We start from the raw sequence: 17,637 nt of genomic DNA on the forward strand, positions 1-17,637 counted from the left end.
TGTCAATTTTATATTCCATTAAGTTGTTGAATCTTGGCTTTCCGCTCTAAAAAATTCTGTATCTCCGTCACACTTTTGAGTACAATTCTTCGGTTAAATTCTACTCATAAATGATGAGCTAAAATGTTTGAAATCAATCCTATTAAAAACCGTCTGCAGGATGTGTCTGAACGCACAAATATCCTGAGGGGGTATCTTTGACTATGACGCTAGAAAAGAGCGTCTAGAAGAAGTAAACGCAGAATTAGAACAACCGGATGTATGGAACGAACCTGAGCGTGCTCAAGCGCTAGGTAAAGAACGTTCTGCATTGGAAGCAGTAGTAGAAACGATCGACCAACTTGACCAAGGTGTTGAGGATGTTGAGGGTTTATTAGAGCTTGCGGTTGAAGAAGAAGATCAAGAAACGTTTGACGAAATCGAACCAGAATTAGCAGAGCTAGAAGCTAAGCTAGAAAAACTGGAATTCCGTCGTATGTTTGCTGGCGATCACGACGCATCAGATTGCTACATCGATTTACAGTCAGGCTCGGGCGGTACAGAAGCTCAAGATTGGACTTCAATGATGTTGCGTATGTACTTACGTTGGGCAGATTCGAAAGGCTTCAAGACCGAAGTGATCGAAGTGTCTGATGGTGATGTTGCTGGCCTTAAAGGCGCAACGGTACGTATTTCTGGTGAATACGCTTATGGTTGGTTACGTACAGAGACAGGTGTTCACCGTCTAGTTCGTAAGTCACCATTTGATTCAAGTGGCCGTCGTCATACTTCATTTGCATCTGCGTTTATCTACCCAGAGATTGATGACAACATTACGATCGATATTAATCCTTCTGACTTACGTATTGACGTATACCGTGCCTCTGGTGCTGGTGGTCAACACGTAAACACCACGGAATCGGCGGTACGTATTACTCACGTTCCAACCAACACCGTGGTTCAATGTCAGAATGACCGTTCGCAGCATAAGAACAAAGACCAAGCGATGAAGCAGCTACGTGCTAAGCTTTTTGAACTTGAGATTCAAAAACAAAATGCTGAAAAACAAGCGAGCGAAGAAACGAAGTCAGACATCGGTTGGGGCAGTCAAATCCGCTCTTACGTACTGGATGATTCTCGTATCAAAGATTTGCGCACCGGCATCGAAAATCGCAATACTCAAGCGGTTCTTGACGGTGACTTAGACAAGTTTATTGAAGCTAGCCTGAAATCAGGTCTGTAAGCTTTACCAACTATTAAGCTTTACCAATAATATTGGTAAAAATGCCTATATTTTCAAAAATATAGCTGTCCAAATTATAAAAGCAAGGTACATCTCTAATGACTGATGCTGTTCAAAACGAAAACGCACAAGAAGCTTCTTCACCTGAAGAGAACAAACTAATCGCTGAACGCCGTAGCAAGCTGGATCACATCCGCTTAAACTGCAAAGCGAACGGTCACCCAAATGATTTCCGTCGCGAGCACCTAGCTGGCGATCTTCAAGCGGAATTCGGTGAGAAGACTAAGGAAGAGCTAGAAGAGCTTAACCACATCGTTGCGATCGCTGGTCGTGTCATGGCGAAGCGTGGTCCATTCCTTGCGATTCAAGAAACTTCTGGTCGTATCCAAGCATACGCAGCGAAAGACGTACAAAAAGTACTGAAAGAGAAGTACCAAGGCCTAGATATCGGTGACATCATCGGTGTTAAAGGTGCGCTTCACAAATCTGGTAAAGGTGACCTTTACGTGAACATGGAAGAGTTTGAACTGCTAACTAAAGCACTTCGTCCTCTACCAGAGAAGTTCCACGGTCTAACTGACCAAGAGATGCGTTACCGCCAGCGTTACGTTGACCTAATCGTGAACGAAGACTCTCGTAACACATTCATCGTGCGTTCTAAGCTTGTGTCTTCAATCCGTAACTTCATGAGCTCAAAAGGCTACCTAGAAGTTGAAACGCCAATGATGCACGTGATCCCGGGCGGTGCTACAGCGCGTCCATTCATCACTCATCACAACGCATTAGACATCGACATGTACCTACGTGTTGCACCTGAGCTTTACCTTAAGCGTCTAGTGGTTGGTGGTTTTGACCGTGTATTCGAGATCAACCGTAACTTCCGTAACGAAGGTCTCTCTCCACGTCACAACCCAGAATTCACAATGATGGAATTCTACCAAGCGTACTCTGACTACAAAGATCTAATGGATCTAACTGAAGAGATGCTAAGCACAGCAGCGATGGACGTTCTTGGTTCTACTTCTATGCCTTACGGTGATGAAACGGTTGAGTTCGGTGGCACTTACGCTCGCATGAGCATGTTCGATGCAATCAAACACTACACGCCTGAAAATGCAAACATTCAAGCTCTGACTGAAGATGATCTTCAGAACAGAGAATTGATGGTTAAAATTGCAGAAGAAGTGGGTCTGTACGTTGAGAAATTCTGGACATGTGGTCAGCTTCTTGAAGAGATCTTTGGTGAAACGGCTGAGCCTCAGCTCATTCAACCAACGTTCATCACGGGTTACCCAGCGGACATTTCTCCATTGGCTCGTCGTAGCGACAGCAACCCATTCTTCACAGACCGCTTTGAGTTCTTCATCGGTGGCCGTGAAGTAGCGAATGGCTTCTCTGAGCTTAACGATGCACAAGACCAAGATGAGCGTTTTAAAGCGCAAGTTAACGCAAAAGACGCGGGTGATGACGAAGCGATGTACTACGATGCAGACTACATTACTGCACTAGAGCACGGCTTACCGCCAACAGCGGGTCAAGGTATTGGTATCGATCGTCTAGCGATGCTATTTACAAATACGCACACAATCCGTGACGTGATCTTGTTCCCGGCAATGCGTCCACAAGCGTAATACTCGCTTATGGGATGTAACAGCCCATCTAATTAAAAAAGCCACCTTCGGGTGGCTTTTTCTGTTTTTAGGCTGCAAAACCTAGCCTGTACCGCACTCTTGATTCGAAAAACCATTATTTCTGACATAGTCTTACTATTGAGACATAAAATCTAAGATAGTCTCACTACTATACGTCCTGCGCTGAATACGATCTCGTGGCATTTTGTCGAACGATGAAGCAGTGACTCGTATTAGCTTGATTTAAATAAAAATAGAATAAGGAAGAAGGATGGGAACTCAATTTAAGATGGATTCCTTACCAGGTTCTCTTATCGTCGTTGGTGGTGCGTACGAACCCTGGTTATCAGTGTTAGAGCAAGTGGGTTGGCAATGTACCCAGTGTGCAGATTTACGAAAAGCCGATGCCTTGATTGCTGACATTGGCCCATGCATTGGCATTGTGGATCTTAGTCATGATGAGTTTAGCCTTAACGGTATCGCTAATCTCGTGAGCAACAACAAGCAAGTAAGATGGCTCGCCTTTATTCGTGAATCGCAATTGAGCTCTGATACCATTTGCCAATTTATCGTGAACTTCTGTATCGACTTTTTCACGGCGCCAATCCCAGATGCCCAGTTATTGAGTACCATTGGTCACCAACTGGGTATGCTCAAGCTTGAGCAGAAAGTATGGCCAAACTACGGCATCAACAACAATATGGGTTTGCTTGGCGACTCTGTGGCTGTGAAGCGTTTGAGAGACCAAGTAAAGCGCATTGGGCCGACAGATGTCAGTATCCTGATTTACGGAGAGAGTGGAGCAGGAAAAGAGACGGTTGCACGCTCAATTCATCAAAACTCTTCGCGAGCGCAAAAGCCATTTTTAACGGTCAATTGTCGTGCCTTATCTGAAATGAGAATAGAAGCCGAGGTATTTGGTATCTCAGCACAGCCCGCTGCAGCACCTTGTCTGTTGGAAGAAGCCGACGGCGGAACCATCTTACTCAATGATGTATTGGCGATGCCACGTAATCAGCAGTTGAACCTGCTGCGTTTCTTACAAGAAGGTAAAATTGAAACTGCGGATGGTCCTAAACCTGTCGATGTGCGTATTCTGGCCGCGAACTCTTCTGATATCGAAAAGGCATTGATCGAGGGCGACTTCAATGAAGAGCTTTATCATTACATCAATGTTCTGCGTATTCACGTTCCGAGCTTGAAAGAGCGAGTGAGTGATATTTCAGTACTGGCTAATCATTTTTTACGTGAGTATTCAAAAGAGTTTAATGCTCAAGCCAAGAGCTTTTCAGACGATGCTATCCGCTCAATGAATCGTTATCACTGGCCGGGCAATGTGCGTGAGCTGATGAATCAAATTAAGCGTGTCGTGCTGATGTCGGATGCGGTGATCATTGACGATCAACAACTTGATTTACCAAAACAGAATGATGAGCGCCGCAGTCTCAAAAGTATCCGTGAGCGTTCAGAGCGAGATGCGTTGTTGATTGTTCTGGAATCTTATGGTGGTCAAGTATCGTTGGCCGCTAAGGAGCTTGGAGTTTCGCGTGCAACCATGTACAGATTGCTGAATAAACATGGCCTGATTTCTGAAGGTGTTGTTTAGAGCTCTCTATTCATTGATTCTATCCAGTTAATGTAAATATAAGAGCCACGCATGATGCGTGGTTTTTTATATCTATTGCTACAACTTCTCGTTGATCGTTGATCGTTGACAGCTGATAGATTGATAGATTGAGCTATTGGAGGCTCGGTCTTTAAGAGAGATGTTCTGTGATTTTATATAATCATAGTGAATATGTTATATATAAAGTGATATGCAACTGATATTTTGGGTGAATAATTTGTTTTGAAATTGTTAATCAATTATCGGTTGAATAATATACTCACTTGGTTAGACTTTAACCGTGAAAGCAATAGCTTAACAAAGACTTATTTGCTTTTATTATCTCATTTCTTTTTGGATTTTTTAGTTAGTTTGGAGGCGCAAATGAAACATTTCGATTTTATACAGCATATTTGCGCGTCGTTTGATCCGTGTACTGACATGGTGACTGTTATGTCACAAACATCAGCCATGGCCGATCGAAACACCCAAGATAAACCTAACTAATAGATCCGTACCCTTATTTGGCTGCGGAAAAATAGCAGCTAAGTGAGAAGCCCTCATACTATCTAACACGCTATTTTTCCTCAGTTTATTTTACAACTGGAGAGTTATTATGCGTCACTCAGTATACTTAAAACTAGCAACAGTCCTTATCCGTGCAGATCTTCGTCGTGAAGAACGTGAATGGCAACGAAAAGTTCGTCGTAGTTCATACGATCTACCATGGAACAATACTCATTTATTGAGAGATATTGGCCTTGAAGCCGATGGTCGACCAATTGGTTTTTCTGAACCTGAAGTCGTTACGATTGAACGTCGAGTTCGTCATCTTCGTCGAGTCTTAAGCGCGCGAATACCGACGTAATCTTGTGGGGTGATAGCGCCTTTCACCCCTTAAGATAAATATCAGTGATAGTTGTGGCGTCGAAAGTGCAAGCTTTTGAACTAAAACAGGCCAAAGAAGAGAAGCACTTGCTTCTCTTTTTTGCTTTTTTAAGCCGTTATGTGTGCTTTTTTAAGTCGTTATCTAGTAAAGAAAAAGAGTTCTACTACGCTTTATAGAGCAAGGGAGGCTGGCTATGCAAAAGCATCAATTAGACATGTGGTTACATGGAGAGCACAAAGACTCTTATCAAACACCGAAGGTATACGTTATTGGCTGTTCCGATATCTCGGAATATCTATTAGCAGTGGAATATAAACACAAGCTAGAACCGGTAAAGCAAGACGGTGAGCCGCTTCACTTTGGATCCTTGGATCAAGTGAAAGAAGAGTTGCTCCGGCTCGGTTTTGAAAAGGCGTATCTTCGCTTACACAACGCCTATGACGAGTTTGGTAATGAGCCAAGCCAAAGCTACTGCGATATTGAACTGGCGCTCAAACCTCATTAGAGAGCGTTCGTAGCTAGAGATTGATTCTAGTTACAGGCGGTTTGTAACATACTGATAGTTTGGTCCATCTATGCTAGATAAGAGCTCTATGCGTAATGGGTTGTCAGCAATTTATGGGTGAATTGAGTCCGTAGATAGAAACCACGTGGCTTAGTCTTGATAGGTTTTCCACTTGCACCGTAAGCTTCTGTTAACACGCGACTGTTGGCCGCTTTTGGTCGCAAATGCAGTGCTTCGCCGTGTCTTGCTGTTATCTGTTCAACATTACCCAACACGATCAACTCCATCAGTTCTTCCCAGTCTCTTTTCAGGAGTTCGTTTTCAGCTAGGCTTGGTGTCCAGAGTAATGGGGAGCCAACATGCCTTTCTGCCAGCGGGATCTCTCTTTCTCCCTCAACTGGGATCCACAACACTTTAGACAGCTTGTTTCGAACGTGACTGGTTTCCCAAGTTATGCCTTGCACGCCCATCAATGGAGCGACACAAACAAAGGTGGTTTCGAGTGGCTTTCCAGAGTAGCCAATCGGGATGCTTTTAAGCTCGATACCGAGTTTGGCAAAATCTTGTTCTGGTTTACTGCCAGCGGGCGCACCCAAGTGCCATTCCAATAGTTGTCCAACCCAGCCTTTATCACGCTTGAGGTCGTTTGGCATCACCATCTCAGCTTCATCGGCGAGCTCTTTAAAGGTCATTCCGGCGATAGCATACGCTCTGTCTAGCAGCTCTTGTTGTGTTTGTGGTTCTGGTTTCATAATAAAAGACATGATCAAAAAAATGATTTTACCAGAAGTTATCACCATATGACGACTGGTTAAGAAATGATCTCCTTGTTAGGAAAGGGATCAAACTCATGGTTATCCACAGGACATAAAGGTAATTAATTGAAATATTAATTTAGTGGATAAATAAACAGGGGTTTATGGTGGATTAAATGCTTGCCAAATGGGGCTCAAAATGAATCTTTCGCTTACTAGTGTGGATAAACATCGGAGTGGTTGATCTTTAACCATGTTCTGTTTTTGAAAGATCTTTTACTTTTTTAATGTTTTTAAAAATGAAATTCTAATTCTAATTAATTGATTTTTAATTAAATAAATTATATTTACTCGACTTGGTGTTTTTGATGTTGATGAATCTATGGATTAAAAAAAACGATTGCGGGTAATTCTTCACATAGTTATTCACAGAAAAGGTGAATAAATGTGGTCTATGTCTCACTCTTGTGTGGGTAACTAGAATTTGAGCAAAACTTATCCATATTCTTAGTTAATATTCATAAATATAGCGCTTGTCACGTCACTAAGTTTGCTCCGATTGGGGATATGTGGAAAAATCAGAGTAATTAAAAATTTAGATAGAGGTTGGCCAGTGATAGATGGCGATGGTTACCGATTAAATGTTGGTATTGTAATCTGTAACAACCATGGTCAGGTCTTCTGGGCTAAACGATACGGGCAACATTCATGGCAATTCCCTCAAGGGGGAATAGATGAAGGTGAAACTCCGGAACAGGCAATGTACCGCGAGTTGTATGAAGAGGTTGGCCTTACTAAAAAGGATGTAAAGATCGTCGCGACAAGTCGTCATTGGTTACGCTATAAGCTGCCCAAACGACTGGTTCGGTGGGATTCTAAACCTGTCTGTATTGGACAAAAACAGAAGTGGTTCCTTTTACGCTTAGATTGCGATGAATCGCAGATCAATATGCAGCGTGGAAGTACACCTGAGTTTGATGGTTGGCGTTGGGTGAGTTACTGGTACCCAGTTCGACAAGTTGTTTCTTTCAAGCGAGATGTTTACCGTCGAGCGATGAAAGAATTCGCATCTTTAGCAATGCCGTTTAAAGAGCGAAAAACAAAAGGAAAACGCAAATTGCGTAGAGGTTAAGCATGCTCAGTCAACTAAGGGAAATAGTTGAACACGTATCAAGAGTTGAAGATGTGTCGACGGCTCTTGATATTTTGGTTAAAGAGACATGCAGTGCGATGCAGACGGAATGTTGCACCGTGTATTTGGCAAATAATGATATGCAGCGTCTTGAGTTGATGGCAACTCAAGGCCTGATCTTCAAAGGCAATAGCATTCACATTGGTTTTGACGAAGGTCTGGTTGGCCTTGTCAAAAGAAGTGCTGAACCTATCAACCTTGCACAAGCGTCTGCTCACCCTGCTTATAAGTTTTTTCCAGAGCTTGGAGAAAAGGTTTATCACTCTTTTCTCGGCACTCCGATTATCCATCGTAAGCAAGTGCTTGGCGTATTGGTCATTCAACAGAAGTCTCCTCGTTTATTCAGTGAGATGGAAGAATCCTTCCTTGTCACACTCTCAGCACAACTTGCGGTTATTGTGGCGCACGCTCAAACTCAAGGCCATTGGCTTTTAGAGCAACAGAAGCTACCTAAGATTAAAGGTATTGCAGCTTCATCGGGCGTTGCGATTGGTGATTTATGGTGGGATAACACTCAGCCTGAACTCACCGATGTTTATCCAGCATCGACGCTTAATGTTGAAAGAGAGCATGAAATGCTGGCAGTCGCCGTCGAAAATGCTCTCAATGACTTTAAGCGAATGCGAAAGCGCCTAGACAGTGAAATCAATAAAGACGCGTTGGCGATCTTTGACCTGTTTACTCACTTACTCAACGATCCAATGTTACGTAAGGATCTTAAGAGCCAAATCCAGAAAGGCGATAAAGCCGATTGGGCATTAAGGCAGGTTGTTGAGAGCTACTCGAATCGCTTTGCTCGTATGTCAGACGTGTACCTTCGTGAGAGGGCACAAGACATCCGAGAGCTTGGTCAAAGATTGCTCTATTTCCTTCACAATTCTGAACATGAACTTCGCACGCTAGATAAGCCAATTATTTTGGTGGTTCGAGAGTTAACGGCTTCGGTATTGGCCTCTATTCCCAAAGAAAAACTTTTAGCTGTTATTTCTTTGGAAGGGGCGGCGAACTCACATGCCGCGATTTTATCTCGAGCTTTGGGTATTCCTTCTGTTATGGGGGTTAACCTAAATCTTGCTCAAGCTAATGGTAAGCAAGCGATTGTCGACGGGTATAGTGGCGAGATCTTTATTGAGCCGACTCAAAACCTGCTCAAAGAATATCAAGGGCTGATTTTAGAAGAGAGTGAGCTCTCTTCTATGGTCAATCGAGAACTATACTTACCAGCAAAAACGCAAGACAACCAGCAAGTCGAGATCCTGCTTAATGCGGGCTTGAGTGCCGACACCAATATCGCTATCAACCAAGGCGTTGATGGGGTGGGGCTGTATCGAACCGAAATTTCTTTCTTGTTGCAGCAGAGGTTTCCGTCAGAGGACGAACAGTTCAAGCAATACCGTTCTGTACTCGCGAGCTACCCTGAGAAGCAAGTGGTGATGCGTACACTCGATATCGGTGGCGATAAGGCCTTACCTTATTTTCCAATCGAAGAGGACAACCCATTCCTTGGCTGGCGTGGTATTCGTTTTACGCTCGATCATCCTGACATCTTTATTATTCAGTTACGTGCCATGCTACGTGCGAGCTGTGAAAGCCATAACTTGAGTATTTTGCTGCCGATGATCTCTGGTGCTCAGGAACTGGATGACGCGCTACAACTTATTGAACAAGCGTATGACGAAGTGCATGAGCTTGATAACCGAGTGCGTATGCCTCGCGTTGGTATCATGATTGAAGTGCCATCAATGCTTTACATACTGCCGCTGATTGCTGATAAGGTCGACTTTGTTTCAGTCGGTACCAACGACTTAACTCAATATTTATTAGCGGTTGATCGGAACAATTCACGAGTATCTGATGTCTATGAATCAATGCACCCAGCGGTGATCATGGCATTAAAACAAATTCATGATACTTGTAAGCAACATCAATTACCTGTGTGTATTTGTGGCGAGCTAGCCGGTGATCCTATGGGCGCGTTGTTACTGATTGGGTTGGGGTATGAGGCGTTAAGTATGAATACCTCAAATGTCGCGAGGACTAAATATTTGATTCGCCAATCTAACTTGAGTGAATTACAGGATTTGGCAAATAGAGCGCTTTCAAAACCATATGGTAGTGACATATATAGTATGATGCTGAACTATTTCGAAGAGCGTGAATTTACAGGCTTCATTCGAGCAGGTAAAAAATAGGATTTAACGTGTCATATGAACTGATAGGCTTGTTAGCGGGCCTTGGTGCTATTGTTGGTGTTTTAGCGGGCTTGCTAGGCATTGGCGGTGGCTTGCTGGTAGTTCCTGCCTTGCTGTTTTTGCTTCCTAAAGCGGGTATTCCTCAAGAGTTTGCGATGCAAATGGCATTGGCTACCTCGTTATCAACCATTATTGTTACCTCAGGGTCGTCTGCGATTAACCATTTAAAATTGGGTAATGTGGAGCTTTTTGTCGTTAAGTGGTTGATGCCTGGCGTGGTGATTGGTGGTTTCTTAGGTTCTTTTGTCGCCGACGTTATTCCTGCTCAATATCTGCCAAAAGTCTTTGGTGTGATTGTCTTGGTATTGGCGTTGCAGATGTTGTTGTCGATCCGCTCTAAGAGTCAAAAGTTGATGCCGGGTTCAGTTAAGACCATGTTATGTGGTGGCGGTATTGGTTTGGTTTCAAGCTTGGCTGGTATTGGTGGTGGTTCTTTATCGGTACCCTTCCTTAATCATCACGGTGTGGAAATGCGCAAAGCGGTTGGCTCATCCTCTGTATGTGGTTGTGTTATCGCGATTTCGGGAATGTTAGGCTTTATTTGGCATGGCTCTTCTGTCGATGATCTTCCGGCGTATAGCTTGGGTTATGTTTATCTACCGGCTTTGATCGCGATATCTTGTACCTCAGTTCTGACCACACGAGTTGGCGCTAAACTGGCCACTCAATTACCAACCCCCGTGCTGAAGAAATTCTTTGCGGTATTTTTAATGTTTATAGCAGCCACTATGCTGCTGTAGTGTCTTTTCTGTTAGCTGTTGAGTTAACCGTTATTCAATTTTAGATAGAGAGCCAAGTATGTCTCAGGGTTTTATCGAATTCCCAAATATCGATCCTGTTCTTATTGAACTAGGACCAATCTCAGTTCGTTGGTACGGCCTAATGTACCTTGTCGGTTTTATGTTTGCTCTTTGGTTAGCAAATCGCCGAGCTGATCAACCCGGTAGTGGTTGGACTCGAGAGCAAGTATCAGACTTACTGTTTGCCGGCTTTCTAGGTGTGGTATTGGGTGGTCGTATTGGCTACGTACTTTTCTACAACTTTGGCCTTTTCATTGAAGATCCACTCTACCTATTTAAGGTATGGACTGGCGGTATGTCTTTCCACGGTGGTTTGATTGGTGTGATCACCGCGATGTTTTGGTATGCCAAAAAGAACGGTCGAACCTTCTTTGGTGTCGCTGACATGATTGCACCATTAGTGCCATTTGGTTTAGGTATGGGGCGTATGGGCAACTTCATGAACAGTGAGCTATGGGGGCGTGTGACTGATGTGCCATGGGCGATTGTATTCCCTAACGGTGGTCCACTTCCTCGTCATCCATCTCAGCTTTATGAAATGGCGCTTGAAGGTATTGTACTGTTCTTCATCTTGAACTGGTTCATCAAAAAGCCGCGCCCTCTTGGTTCTGTATCAGGGTTATTCCTAGCAGGATATGGTACATTCCGCTTCCTAGTTGAATACGTACGTGAACCTGATGCTCAGCTAGGTTTGTTCGGTGGATTTATCTCTATGGGACAAATTTTGTCACTGCCAATGGTTATCATCGGTGTGCTGATGATGGTTTGGGCATACAAGCGTGGTCACTACAAAGATGAATTACCACAACAAACGAAGTAAGGAATTGGTGTGAAACAGTATTTAGATCTCTGTCAGCGTATCGTTAATGACGGTACTTGGATTGAAAATGAACGCACAGGCAAGCGCTGCCTAACCGTAATCAATGCTGACCTTGAATATGATGTTGGTAATAACCAATTCCCACTGGTAACAACACGTAAAAGTTTCTGGAAAGCCGCAGTTGCTGAGCTGCTTGGCTATATCCGCGGTTACGACAATGCTGAAGATTTTCGTAAGCTAGGGACTAAAACTTGGGATGCGAATTCTAACCTGAATGAAGCATGGCTGAATAACCCTTACCGCAAGGGTGAAGACGACATGGGCCGGGTTTATGGCGTTCAAGGACGTGCATGGGCAAAACCTGACGGCGGTCATATCGACCAACTGAAGAAGATTGTTGATGATCTAACAAACGGCATTGATGACCGCGGCGAGATCTTAAACTTTTATAACCCAGGTGAGTTCCACATGGGTTGTTTGCGTCCGTGTATGTACAGCCACCACTTCTCTCTACTTGGTGACACTTTGTACCTAAACAGTACTCAGCGCTCTTGTGATGTTCCATTAGGCCTGAACTTCAACATGGTGCAAGTGTATGTGTTCCTAGCAATCATGGCGCAAATCACTGGTAAAAAAGCGGGTGTGGCTTACCATAAGCTGGTTAATGCTCATATCTACGAAGATCAACTCGCACCTATGCGTGATATCCAGTTGAAGCGTGAGCCTTTAGCGGGGCCAACATTCCATATCAATCCTGAGATTAAGTCTTTAGAAGATTTGGAAACGTGGGTGACGATGGATGACTTCTGGGTTGAAGGCTACGAATGCCACGAAGCGATTAAGTACCCATTCTCGGTTTAATCTAATCTGCTTTGATTGATTGATTGATTGATTGATTGATTGATTGACTGATTGACTGATTGACTGATTGAAAGGTTGCCTCTGCGCAGCCTTTTTTATTTCTGATGCTTGTCTTGCTTACCATTCGTAAAACCAATAATCTTGAGTGGTCTTTTCTAACCACAGAACTACTATGACTCGCTCGCATTGCTTTGTATTGCAACACGACTTTCCTATTGCTTTCTACCCTGATAAAAACCAGTTGGTGATTGATAGTGAAGAGATTCATTTAGAGCCACTACAAGCAAGGCTGCTCAGCTATTTCATCGAGAAGCGTGGGCAAGTGGTTAGTACGCAGCAGATAGCTGCTGATGTCTGGCAAAGAACCCAAGTGTCTGACAACTTGGTCAGACAGGTCATCAGTTTATTGCGCAGTCAGCTTCAGGATAAAGCACGTCCGTATCGCATCATTCAAACCATTCCTAAGCAAGGTTATCTGTTTGATATTGAGATAGTTCAGCCTAGCGTTGAGACTACTCCTGTAGAAGATATACTCCCACCTGAAACCAAAGTTGTTGTTTCTAAGCCCAAAAATAAAACTATCGTCTTTATTACAACCGCTGTATTAGCGTTGGGTTTGATCGCAATTTTGGCATGGAAAAGCGATGCCCCAACCAATGACACTGTGGGTATTTCCGCTAATCAAAGTAATGTGATTCCCGTTTATATCCATGATATTACGCTCGATTCTGCGGACGATTATGAGATGTCGGAAAGTGTATACAACTATCTTTTCTATGGATTGAATTCGGCTAAAAACTTATCAGGTTACCACTTCTCTCAGCTATCGAAACAGGGCAAGCAGTCACTTGCCAATAATGGTGTCGAACTTAAAGGTTGGCTCAAGAAAAAGGGCGGTGACTATGTACTGAGCGTGCTGATACAAAACAACCGCCAGCCCAATCAAAGCCAGAAAGTGGAAAAGAGCTTTAGCCAAGACAACTTCTTTGATGCTATTGGGGATGTGATTCTTGAGATTAAAGCTATTATTGCCCCAATGAGTTCAGAATACGGCGTAGTCAGTCATCGAGTGACCGCTATTGATAACTACGATGATTGGAAGGTTATTTCAGAGGGGATATCGCTTTTCTACCAAGGCAAAGGTGGACAGCCATTTGCAGAGATCGCACTTCAGTTGGATACGATTCAACAGCAAGGAAGAGACAATTATCTGGTCAATGCCTTATTGTCGTATTCGGAATCTTTGGCTTATTTGCAAAGTCATGAGCAAGAAGATCGCGAACATGCACTGCAACTGGCAAAGCAAGCCTTTGAGATGAATCCGCGTTGTGATATTGCCAACCTTACGTTGGGTCTTGCACTGTTAATCAACCAACATGCTAATCAAGCTTTCCCTTACCTTTTTTATGCTGCCGAAAGTACACCGAGCCCAATCAGTTTTTATCTACTTAGTGTGGCTGACAAGCTGTCGGATAACCCCGAAGGTTCGCAATACAACTATCAGCGCTATACCGAAGTGAAAAAAGAGTATAATGGCCAACTGTTTGATCTTATTGAATCTTTATAAAAAACAAACCTTTCCTAAACCACATAATTCTCTTTGAAGTGAAGACGTTGAGTTACCGCTAATAGTAACGGCTCTTCCGCAAGGTTTTCTTGTGCCGACAGGCTTCTCAACATGTTTGATTATTGTTTGGACTCAGGCTCGATTGCCTTGCATCAAGCGTAAAAACATCGACTTCCACATACTGGTAACCAAATCATTAATTATTTGGGGTACACACATGTTGAAGAAGTTTGCTTTTCAGATCATTCCAATTCAGATCTTCTTATTCGTCTTTTGGTTCAAAAATGGCTTTATCGATAAAGTGATGGGCGTTGTGCTTGGCTTTATTACGCCAGATACCGCTTATTCAGGTGACACTTGGGCTGGTTGGAAAGGCTATATTGTAGGAACTTGGGATAAGAGCCAAATCGGTCATGCTCTGCTGAGTCCAACATTCGATTTTATGTTCCCGATTCTGATTGCTTTGCAATGTGTGCCGTTTTTACTGGTTATCCGTTCGGTATTTGCAGGTGAGTTCATGTCTGGCAAGGAGCGTCCGTGGTTGCTCTATGCTGCTTTCGCTTCTTTGTTTGTGACTGCTTGTATGGCTTTCACTCAAACCATCACTGGCGCAAGCGATGGGCAGTATTTATGGCAATTTATCGGCTTTGGCATGGTCGCCATTATGTATCTGCGTAATGAGCAAGGTAAGTAAGCGTTTTTTTAGATGTGAATAAACGGGATGTGAGATACGAAGGGTAGCTAGATACGAGTAAACGAGATGCGGGATACGAAGAACGTGTTTAGATTTGAGTCAGTAAGATACGAAATATCAAAACGCAGATAATGAGAGGCAGTCGCTTTTCGTTACTCGTTTACCCGAATATCGTATCTGCTTTTAGCTCTTCGTTACTCGTTCACTCGCATCCCGTATCTGCTTTTTTCTTCCCTCATCTGCTCTTAAAAAGAAAAAGCCCGCAACCTAGGAGGTTGCGGGCTTTGTTATAAGCGATGTGTCTTGTTAGCGGTTAAGCTATCTAATTATTTAGCGATTAAGCTGTCAGTGCTAACACGGTACCAGGCAGTACAAGGAATACCGCAATAAGGTAACCAGCCACTACAGATTTATTCTTCACAGCCATGTCAGAAATAATATCAGCGGCTTTTACTGGTAGTTCACGTAGGAACGGAATACCAAAGATGAATACCGTTGCCATGATGTTGAACACCAAGTGTACTAGAGCAATCTGTAGTGCGAATACTGCGAACTCACCAGATACTGCTGTCGCTGCTAATAGCGCGGTAATACACGTACCGATGTTTGCACCCAGAGTGAATGGGTAAACGTCACGTACTTTAAGAACACCTGAACCTACTAGTGGAACCATCAAGCTTGTTGTCGTAGAAGAAGACTGAACAAGGATAGTAACGATAGAGCCAGAAGCGATACCGTGGATAGGACCACGACCGATTGCGTTCTTTAGAATCTCACGAGCACGACCCACCATCAGGCTCTTCATTAGCTTACCCATTACCGTGATAGCTACGAAGATAGTCGCTATACCTAGAACGATAAGCATGATACCGCCAACAGTGTCGCCAAATGTCGATAGTGGCTCTTTAATCGCACTGACTACTGGTTTAGTGATTGGCTTGATGAAGTTAAGACCACCCATGCTCATATCACCTGTTGCTAGCATCGGTGATACTAACCAGTGAGAAATCTTCTCTAGAATACCAAACGCCATCTCTAGTGGTAGGAAGATAGCAACAGCTAATAGGTTAAAGAAGTCGTGAATCGTCGCACTTGCGAATGCACGTTTGAACTCATCTTTACAACGAACATGACCAAGGCTAACTAGCGTATTGGTTACTGTAGTACCAATGTTCGCACCCATGATCATAGGGATTGCTAGCTCAACAGGTAAACCACCTGCCACAAGGCCAACGATAATTGAAGTAACTGTACTTGATGATTGAATAAGTGCTGTTGCCACTAAGCCAATCATTAAGCCTGCAACTGGGTGTGAAGCAAATTCGAAAAGAACCTTTGCTTGCTCGCCTGTTGCCCATTTGAAGCCTGTACCAACCATTGAAACTGAAAGTAATAGTAGGTAAAGCATGAATGCCAAGTTAGCCCAGCGTAGCCAACGAGTTGTGCTCGAGATAGGCGCTGCTGCAGTAGTAGCTTGGTTCATAATGTTTTCTCCATTGGACCGTTTAAGTCTGTGTTTGGTCTGTTTGTTTAATCTGAGCGTGATGTTAGAGAACAAATATTTCAGTAATATTACATTTTGGTTTAGGTGAGACTTTTTTGTGATGATTTGCCCTTTAAATATTTGGCCTTGAAATGGGGTTGGCTTAATTTGTTGTTTTTATTGGGTTTTATTTGTATTTTTGATAGGTGATATAGATCTTAAAAGTTAGAGAAAAATTAAAAATAATTGCTGAAATATTACATTATGAAATCAGACACTTCGAAAAAATAAGTGGTAATAACTAGTTTGGTTAGGTTTTTCCGAGTTTGTTGAGCGAAGGTGTCATATTTGATATAACAAGGGTATCTACTCTTTTATTACGGCACATCTATGTCGCACCTCAACTATAACCACCTTTATTACTTCTGGATGGTTTGCAAGCAAGGCTCTGTTACTAAAGCAGCAGAAGCTCTATTCCTAACACCACAAACGGTAACAGGTCAGATAAAAGCGTTAGAAGAGCGTATGGATGGCAAGTTGACCAAGCGCAATGGTCGCAGTGTTGAGCCTACAGAGCTTGGACAGCTAGTTTTTAAATATTCCGATCGTATGTTTGGCCTGAGCTACGAGATGTTGGATATCGTGAATTACAGCCAGCACTCCAATATTCTGTTTGATGTTGGTGTTGCAGATGCGCTGTCTAAAAGGCTTGTCAGCAAGATTCTGATGTCGACTATTCCCCCAGATAACAGTATTCATTTGCGCTGCTTTGAATCGACCCATGAAATGCTACTTGAGCAATTATCTCAACATAAGCTCGATATGATCTTGTCTGACTGTCCGGTGGATTCTAGTCAAAGTCCTGGCCTGTTTAGTAAGAAGTTGGGTGAGAGTGGAATGAGTTTTTTCAGTTCGGGTAAGGTTGAAGGTGTTAGCTTCCCGGCTGTATTAGAGCAAAGAAAGCTTTTGATCCCAGGAAGTCGAACCTCGATGGGGCGTAAAGTGCTGCAATGGTTTGATAGACAAGGACTTAAACCCGATATTTTGGGTGAGTTTGATGACGCGGCATTGATGAAGGCCTTTGCTCGTTATCACGATGACGCTATCTTCTTAGCACCTACGCTTTATATGTCTGAAGTTGAAGAGGATTCATCACTGCAGTTATTGGTTGGTATTGAAGAGTTAAAAGAGGAGTACTACGTCATATTTGCTGAGAGGATGATCCAACATCCAGCAGTAAAAAATGTATGTGACGCAGATTTTAGCAAATTGTTCGAGTGAGGCGGTTTGTTAATGAATTGATATCGATTATCATAACGCCACCATATGCCGGAAATACTAATAGCCGTAGTTGGTGTAA

Annotated in this window: 15 protein-coding genes; 13 read left to right on the top strand and 2 right to left on the bottom strand. The window is 43.2% G+C overall.

All coding sequences use genetic code 11. The annotated features are described in order from the left end of the window. Positions 1-123: 123 nt before the first annotated feature. From prfB to DUN60_RS01100, 5 genes are all read left to right on the top strand, one after another. Positions 124-1,222 (top strand): peptide chain release factor 2 gene (gene prfB / locus DUN60_RS01075; protein WP_099426155.1). Its coding sequence is split into 2 segments (ribosomal slippage): positions 124-198 and positions 200-1,222, totalling 1,098 coding nucleotides; the frame shifts between segments, so codons are not numbered across the junction. A 98-nt stretch (positions 1,223-1,320) separates the two neighbouring features. Then, positions 1,321-2,853, top strand: a complete 1,533-nt coding sequence (gene lysS / locus DUN60_RS01080) for a lysine--tRNA ligase (protein ID WP_004735013.1) — start codon at positions 1,321-1,323, stop codon at positions 2,851-2,853. Between the two features lie 271 nt (positions 2,854-3,124). Continuing rightward, a complete protein-coding gene (gene vpsR, locus DUN60_RS01085; protein ID WP_054547795.1) occupies positions 3,125-4,459 on the top strand; it encodes a cyclic-di-GMP-binding transcriptional regulator VpsR in 1,335 nt (444 codons plus the stop codon). Positions 4,460-5,075: 616 nt separating this feature from the next. Beyond that, positions 5,076-5,327: a hypothetical protein gene (locus DUN60_RS01095; protein ID WP_004735015.1), complete on the top strand. Its 252-nt coding sequence runs from the start codon at positions 5,076-5,078 to the stop codon at positions 5,325-5,327. 214 nt (positions 5,328-5,541) lie between these two features. Then, a complete protein-coding gene (locus DUN60_RS01100) occupies positions 5,542-5,853 on the top strand; it encodes a DUF6482 family protein (protein WP_004735016.1) in 312 nt (103 codons plus the stop codon). Between the two features lie 86 nt (positions 5,854-5,939). Here DUN60_RS01100 and mutH read toward each other — a convergent pair whose 3' ends face one another. Continuing rightward, complete coding sequence (mutH, locus tag DUN60_RS01105; protein WP_086027492.1) at positions 5,940-6,605, bottom strand: DNA mismatch repair endonuclease MutH; 666 nt, start codon at positions 6,603-6,605, stop codon at positions 5,940-5,942. 616 nt (positions 6,606-7,221) lie between these two features. Here mutH and rppH point away from each other — a divergent pair. The 7 genes from rppH to DUN60_RS01140 all read left to right on the top strand — a co-directional run bounded on the left by rppH (position 7,222) and on the right by DUN60_RS01140 (position 14,794). After that, entirely contained in the window at positions 7,222-7,740 is a 519-nt protein-coding gene (gene rppH, locus DUN60_RS01110) for an RNA pyrophosphohydrolase (RefSeq protein ID WP_004735018.1), read from the top strand. Positions 7,741-7,742: 2 nt separating this feature from the next. Next, positions 7,743-9,992, top strand: a complete 2,250-nt coding sequence (gene ptsP / locus DUN60_RS01115) for a phosphoenolpyruvate--protein phosphotransferase (protein WP_114632989.1) — start codon at positions 7,743-7,745, stop codon at positions 9,990-9,992. A gap of 8 nt (positions 9,993-10,000) precedes the next feature. Further along, complete coding sequence (locus DUN60_RS01120) at positions 10,001-10,792, top strand: sulfite exporter TauE/SafE family protein (RefSeq protein WP_114632990.1); 792 nt, start codon at positions 10,001-10,003, stop codon at positions 10,790-10,792. A gap of 58 nt (positions 10,793-10,850) precedes the next feature. Beyond that, entirely contained in the window at positions 10,851-11,672 is an 822-nt protein-coding gene (gene lgt / locus DUN60_RS01125; protein ID WP_054548382.1) for a prolipoprotein diacylglyceryl transferase, read from the top strand. Between the two features lie 9 nt (positions 11,673-11,681). Then, complete coding sequence (locus DUN60_RS01130) at positions 11,682-12,533, top strand: thymidylate synthase (protein ID WP_009848438.1); 852 nt, start codon at positions 11,682-11,684, stop codon at positions 12,531-12,533. Positions 12,534-12,705: 172 nt separating this feature from the next. Continuing rightward, a complete protein-coding gene (locus DUN60_RS01135) occupies positions 12,706-14,100 on the top strand; it encodes a winged helix-turn-helix domain-containing protein (protein WP_114632991.1) in 1,395 nt (464 codons plus the stop codon). 217 nt (positions 14,101-14,317) lie between these two features. After that, positions 14,318-14,794, top strand: coding sequence for a hypothetical protein (locus DUN60_RS01140; protein WP_114634292.1), 477 nt, complete (start codon positions 14,318-14,320; stop codon positions 14,792-14,794). 337 nt (positions 14,795-15,131) lie between these two features. On the opposite strand, the gene DUN60_RS01145 is transcribed toward DUN60_RS01140, so the two are convergent. Further along, positions 15,132-16,277, bottom strand: a complete 1,146-nt coding sequence (locus DUN60_RS01145; protein WP_004735026.1) for a Na/Pi symporter — start codon at positions 16,275-16,277, stop codon at positions 15,132-15,134. Between the two features lie 390 nt (positions 16,278-16,667). Here DUN60_RS01145 and nhaR point away from each other — a divergent pair, with 390 nt between their 5' ends. Beyond that, complete coding sequence (gene nhaR / locus DUN60_RS01150; protein WP_004735027.1) at positions 16,668-17,558, top strand: transcriptional activator NhaR; 891 nt, start codon at positions 16,668-16,670, stop codon at positions 17,556-17,558. Positions 17,559-17,637 lie beyond the last annotated feature (79 nt).

The sequence above is a fragment of the Vibrio splendidus genome, from assembly GCF_003345295.1.
Taxonomy (GTDB): domain Bacteria; phylum Pseudomonadota; class Gammaproteobacteria; order Enterobacterales; family Vibrionaceae; genus Vibrio; species Vibrio splendidus_K.

Coding starts and splice junctions, on each gene's coding strand:
- DUN60_RS01095 (WP_004735015.1), top strand. CDS start 5,076: ATGCGTCACTCAGTATACTTAAAACTAGCAACAGTCCTTATCCGTGCA.
- lgt (WP_054548382.1), top strand. CDS start 10,851: ATGTCTCAGGGTTTTATCGAATTCCCAAATATCGATCCTGTTCTTATT.
- DUN60_RS01145 (WP_004735026.1), bottom strand. CDS start 16,277: ATGAACCAAGCTACTACTGCAGCAGCGCCTATCTCGAGCACAACTCGT.
- mutH (WP_086027492.1), bottom strand. CDS start 6,605: ATGAAACCAGAACCACAAACACAACAAGAGCTGCTAGACAGAGCGTAT.
- vpsR (WP_054547795.1), top strand. CDS start 3,125: ATGGGAACTCAATTTAAGATGGATTCCTTACCAGGTTCTCTTATCGTC.
- DUN60_RS01100 (WP_004735016.1), top strand. CDS start 5,542: ATGCAAAAGCATCAATTAGACATGTGGTTACATGGAGAGCACAAAGAC.
- ptsP (WP_114632989.1), top strand. CDS start 7,743: ATGCTCAGTCAACTAAGGGAAATAGTTGAACACGTATCAAGAGTTGAA.
- DUN60_RS01135 (WP_114632991.1), top strand. CDS start 12,706: ATGACTCGCTCGCATTGCTTTGTATTGCAACACGACTTTCCTATTGCT.
- nhaR (WP_004735027.1), top strand. CDS start 16,668: ATGTCGCACCTCAACTATAACCACCTTTATTACTTCTGGATGGTTTGC.
- lysS (WP_004735013.1), top strand. CDS start 1,321: ATGACTGATGCTGTTCAAAACGAAAACGCACAAGAAGCTTCTTCACCT.
- DUN60_RS01140 (WP_114634292.1), top strand. CDS start 14,318: ATGTTGAAGAAGTTTGCTTTTCAGATCATTCCAATTCAGATCTTCTTA.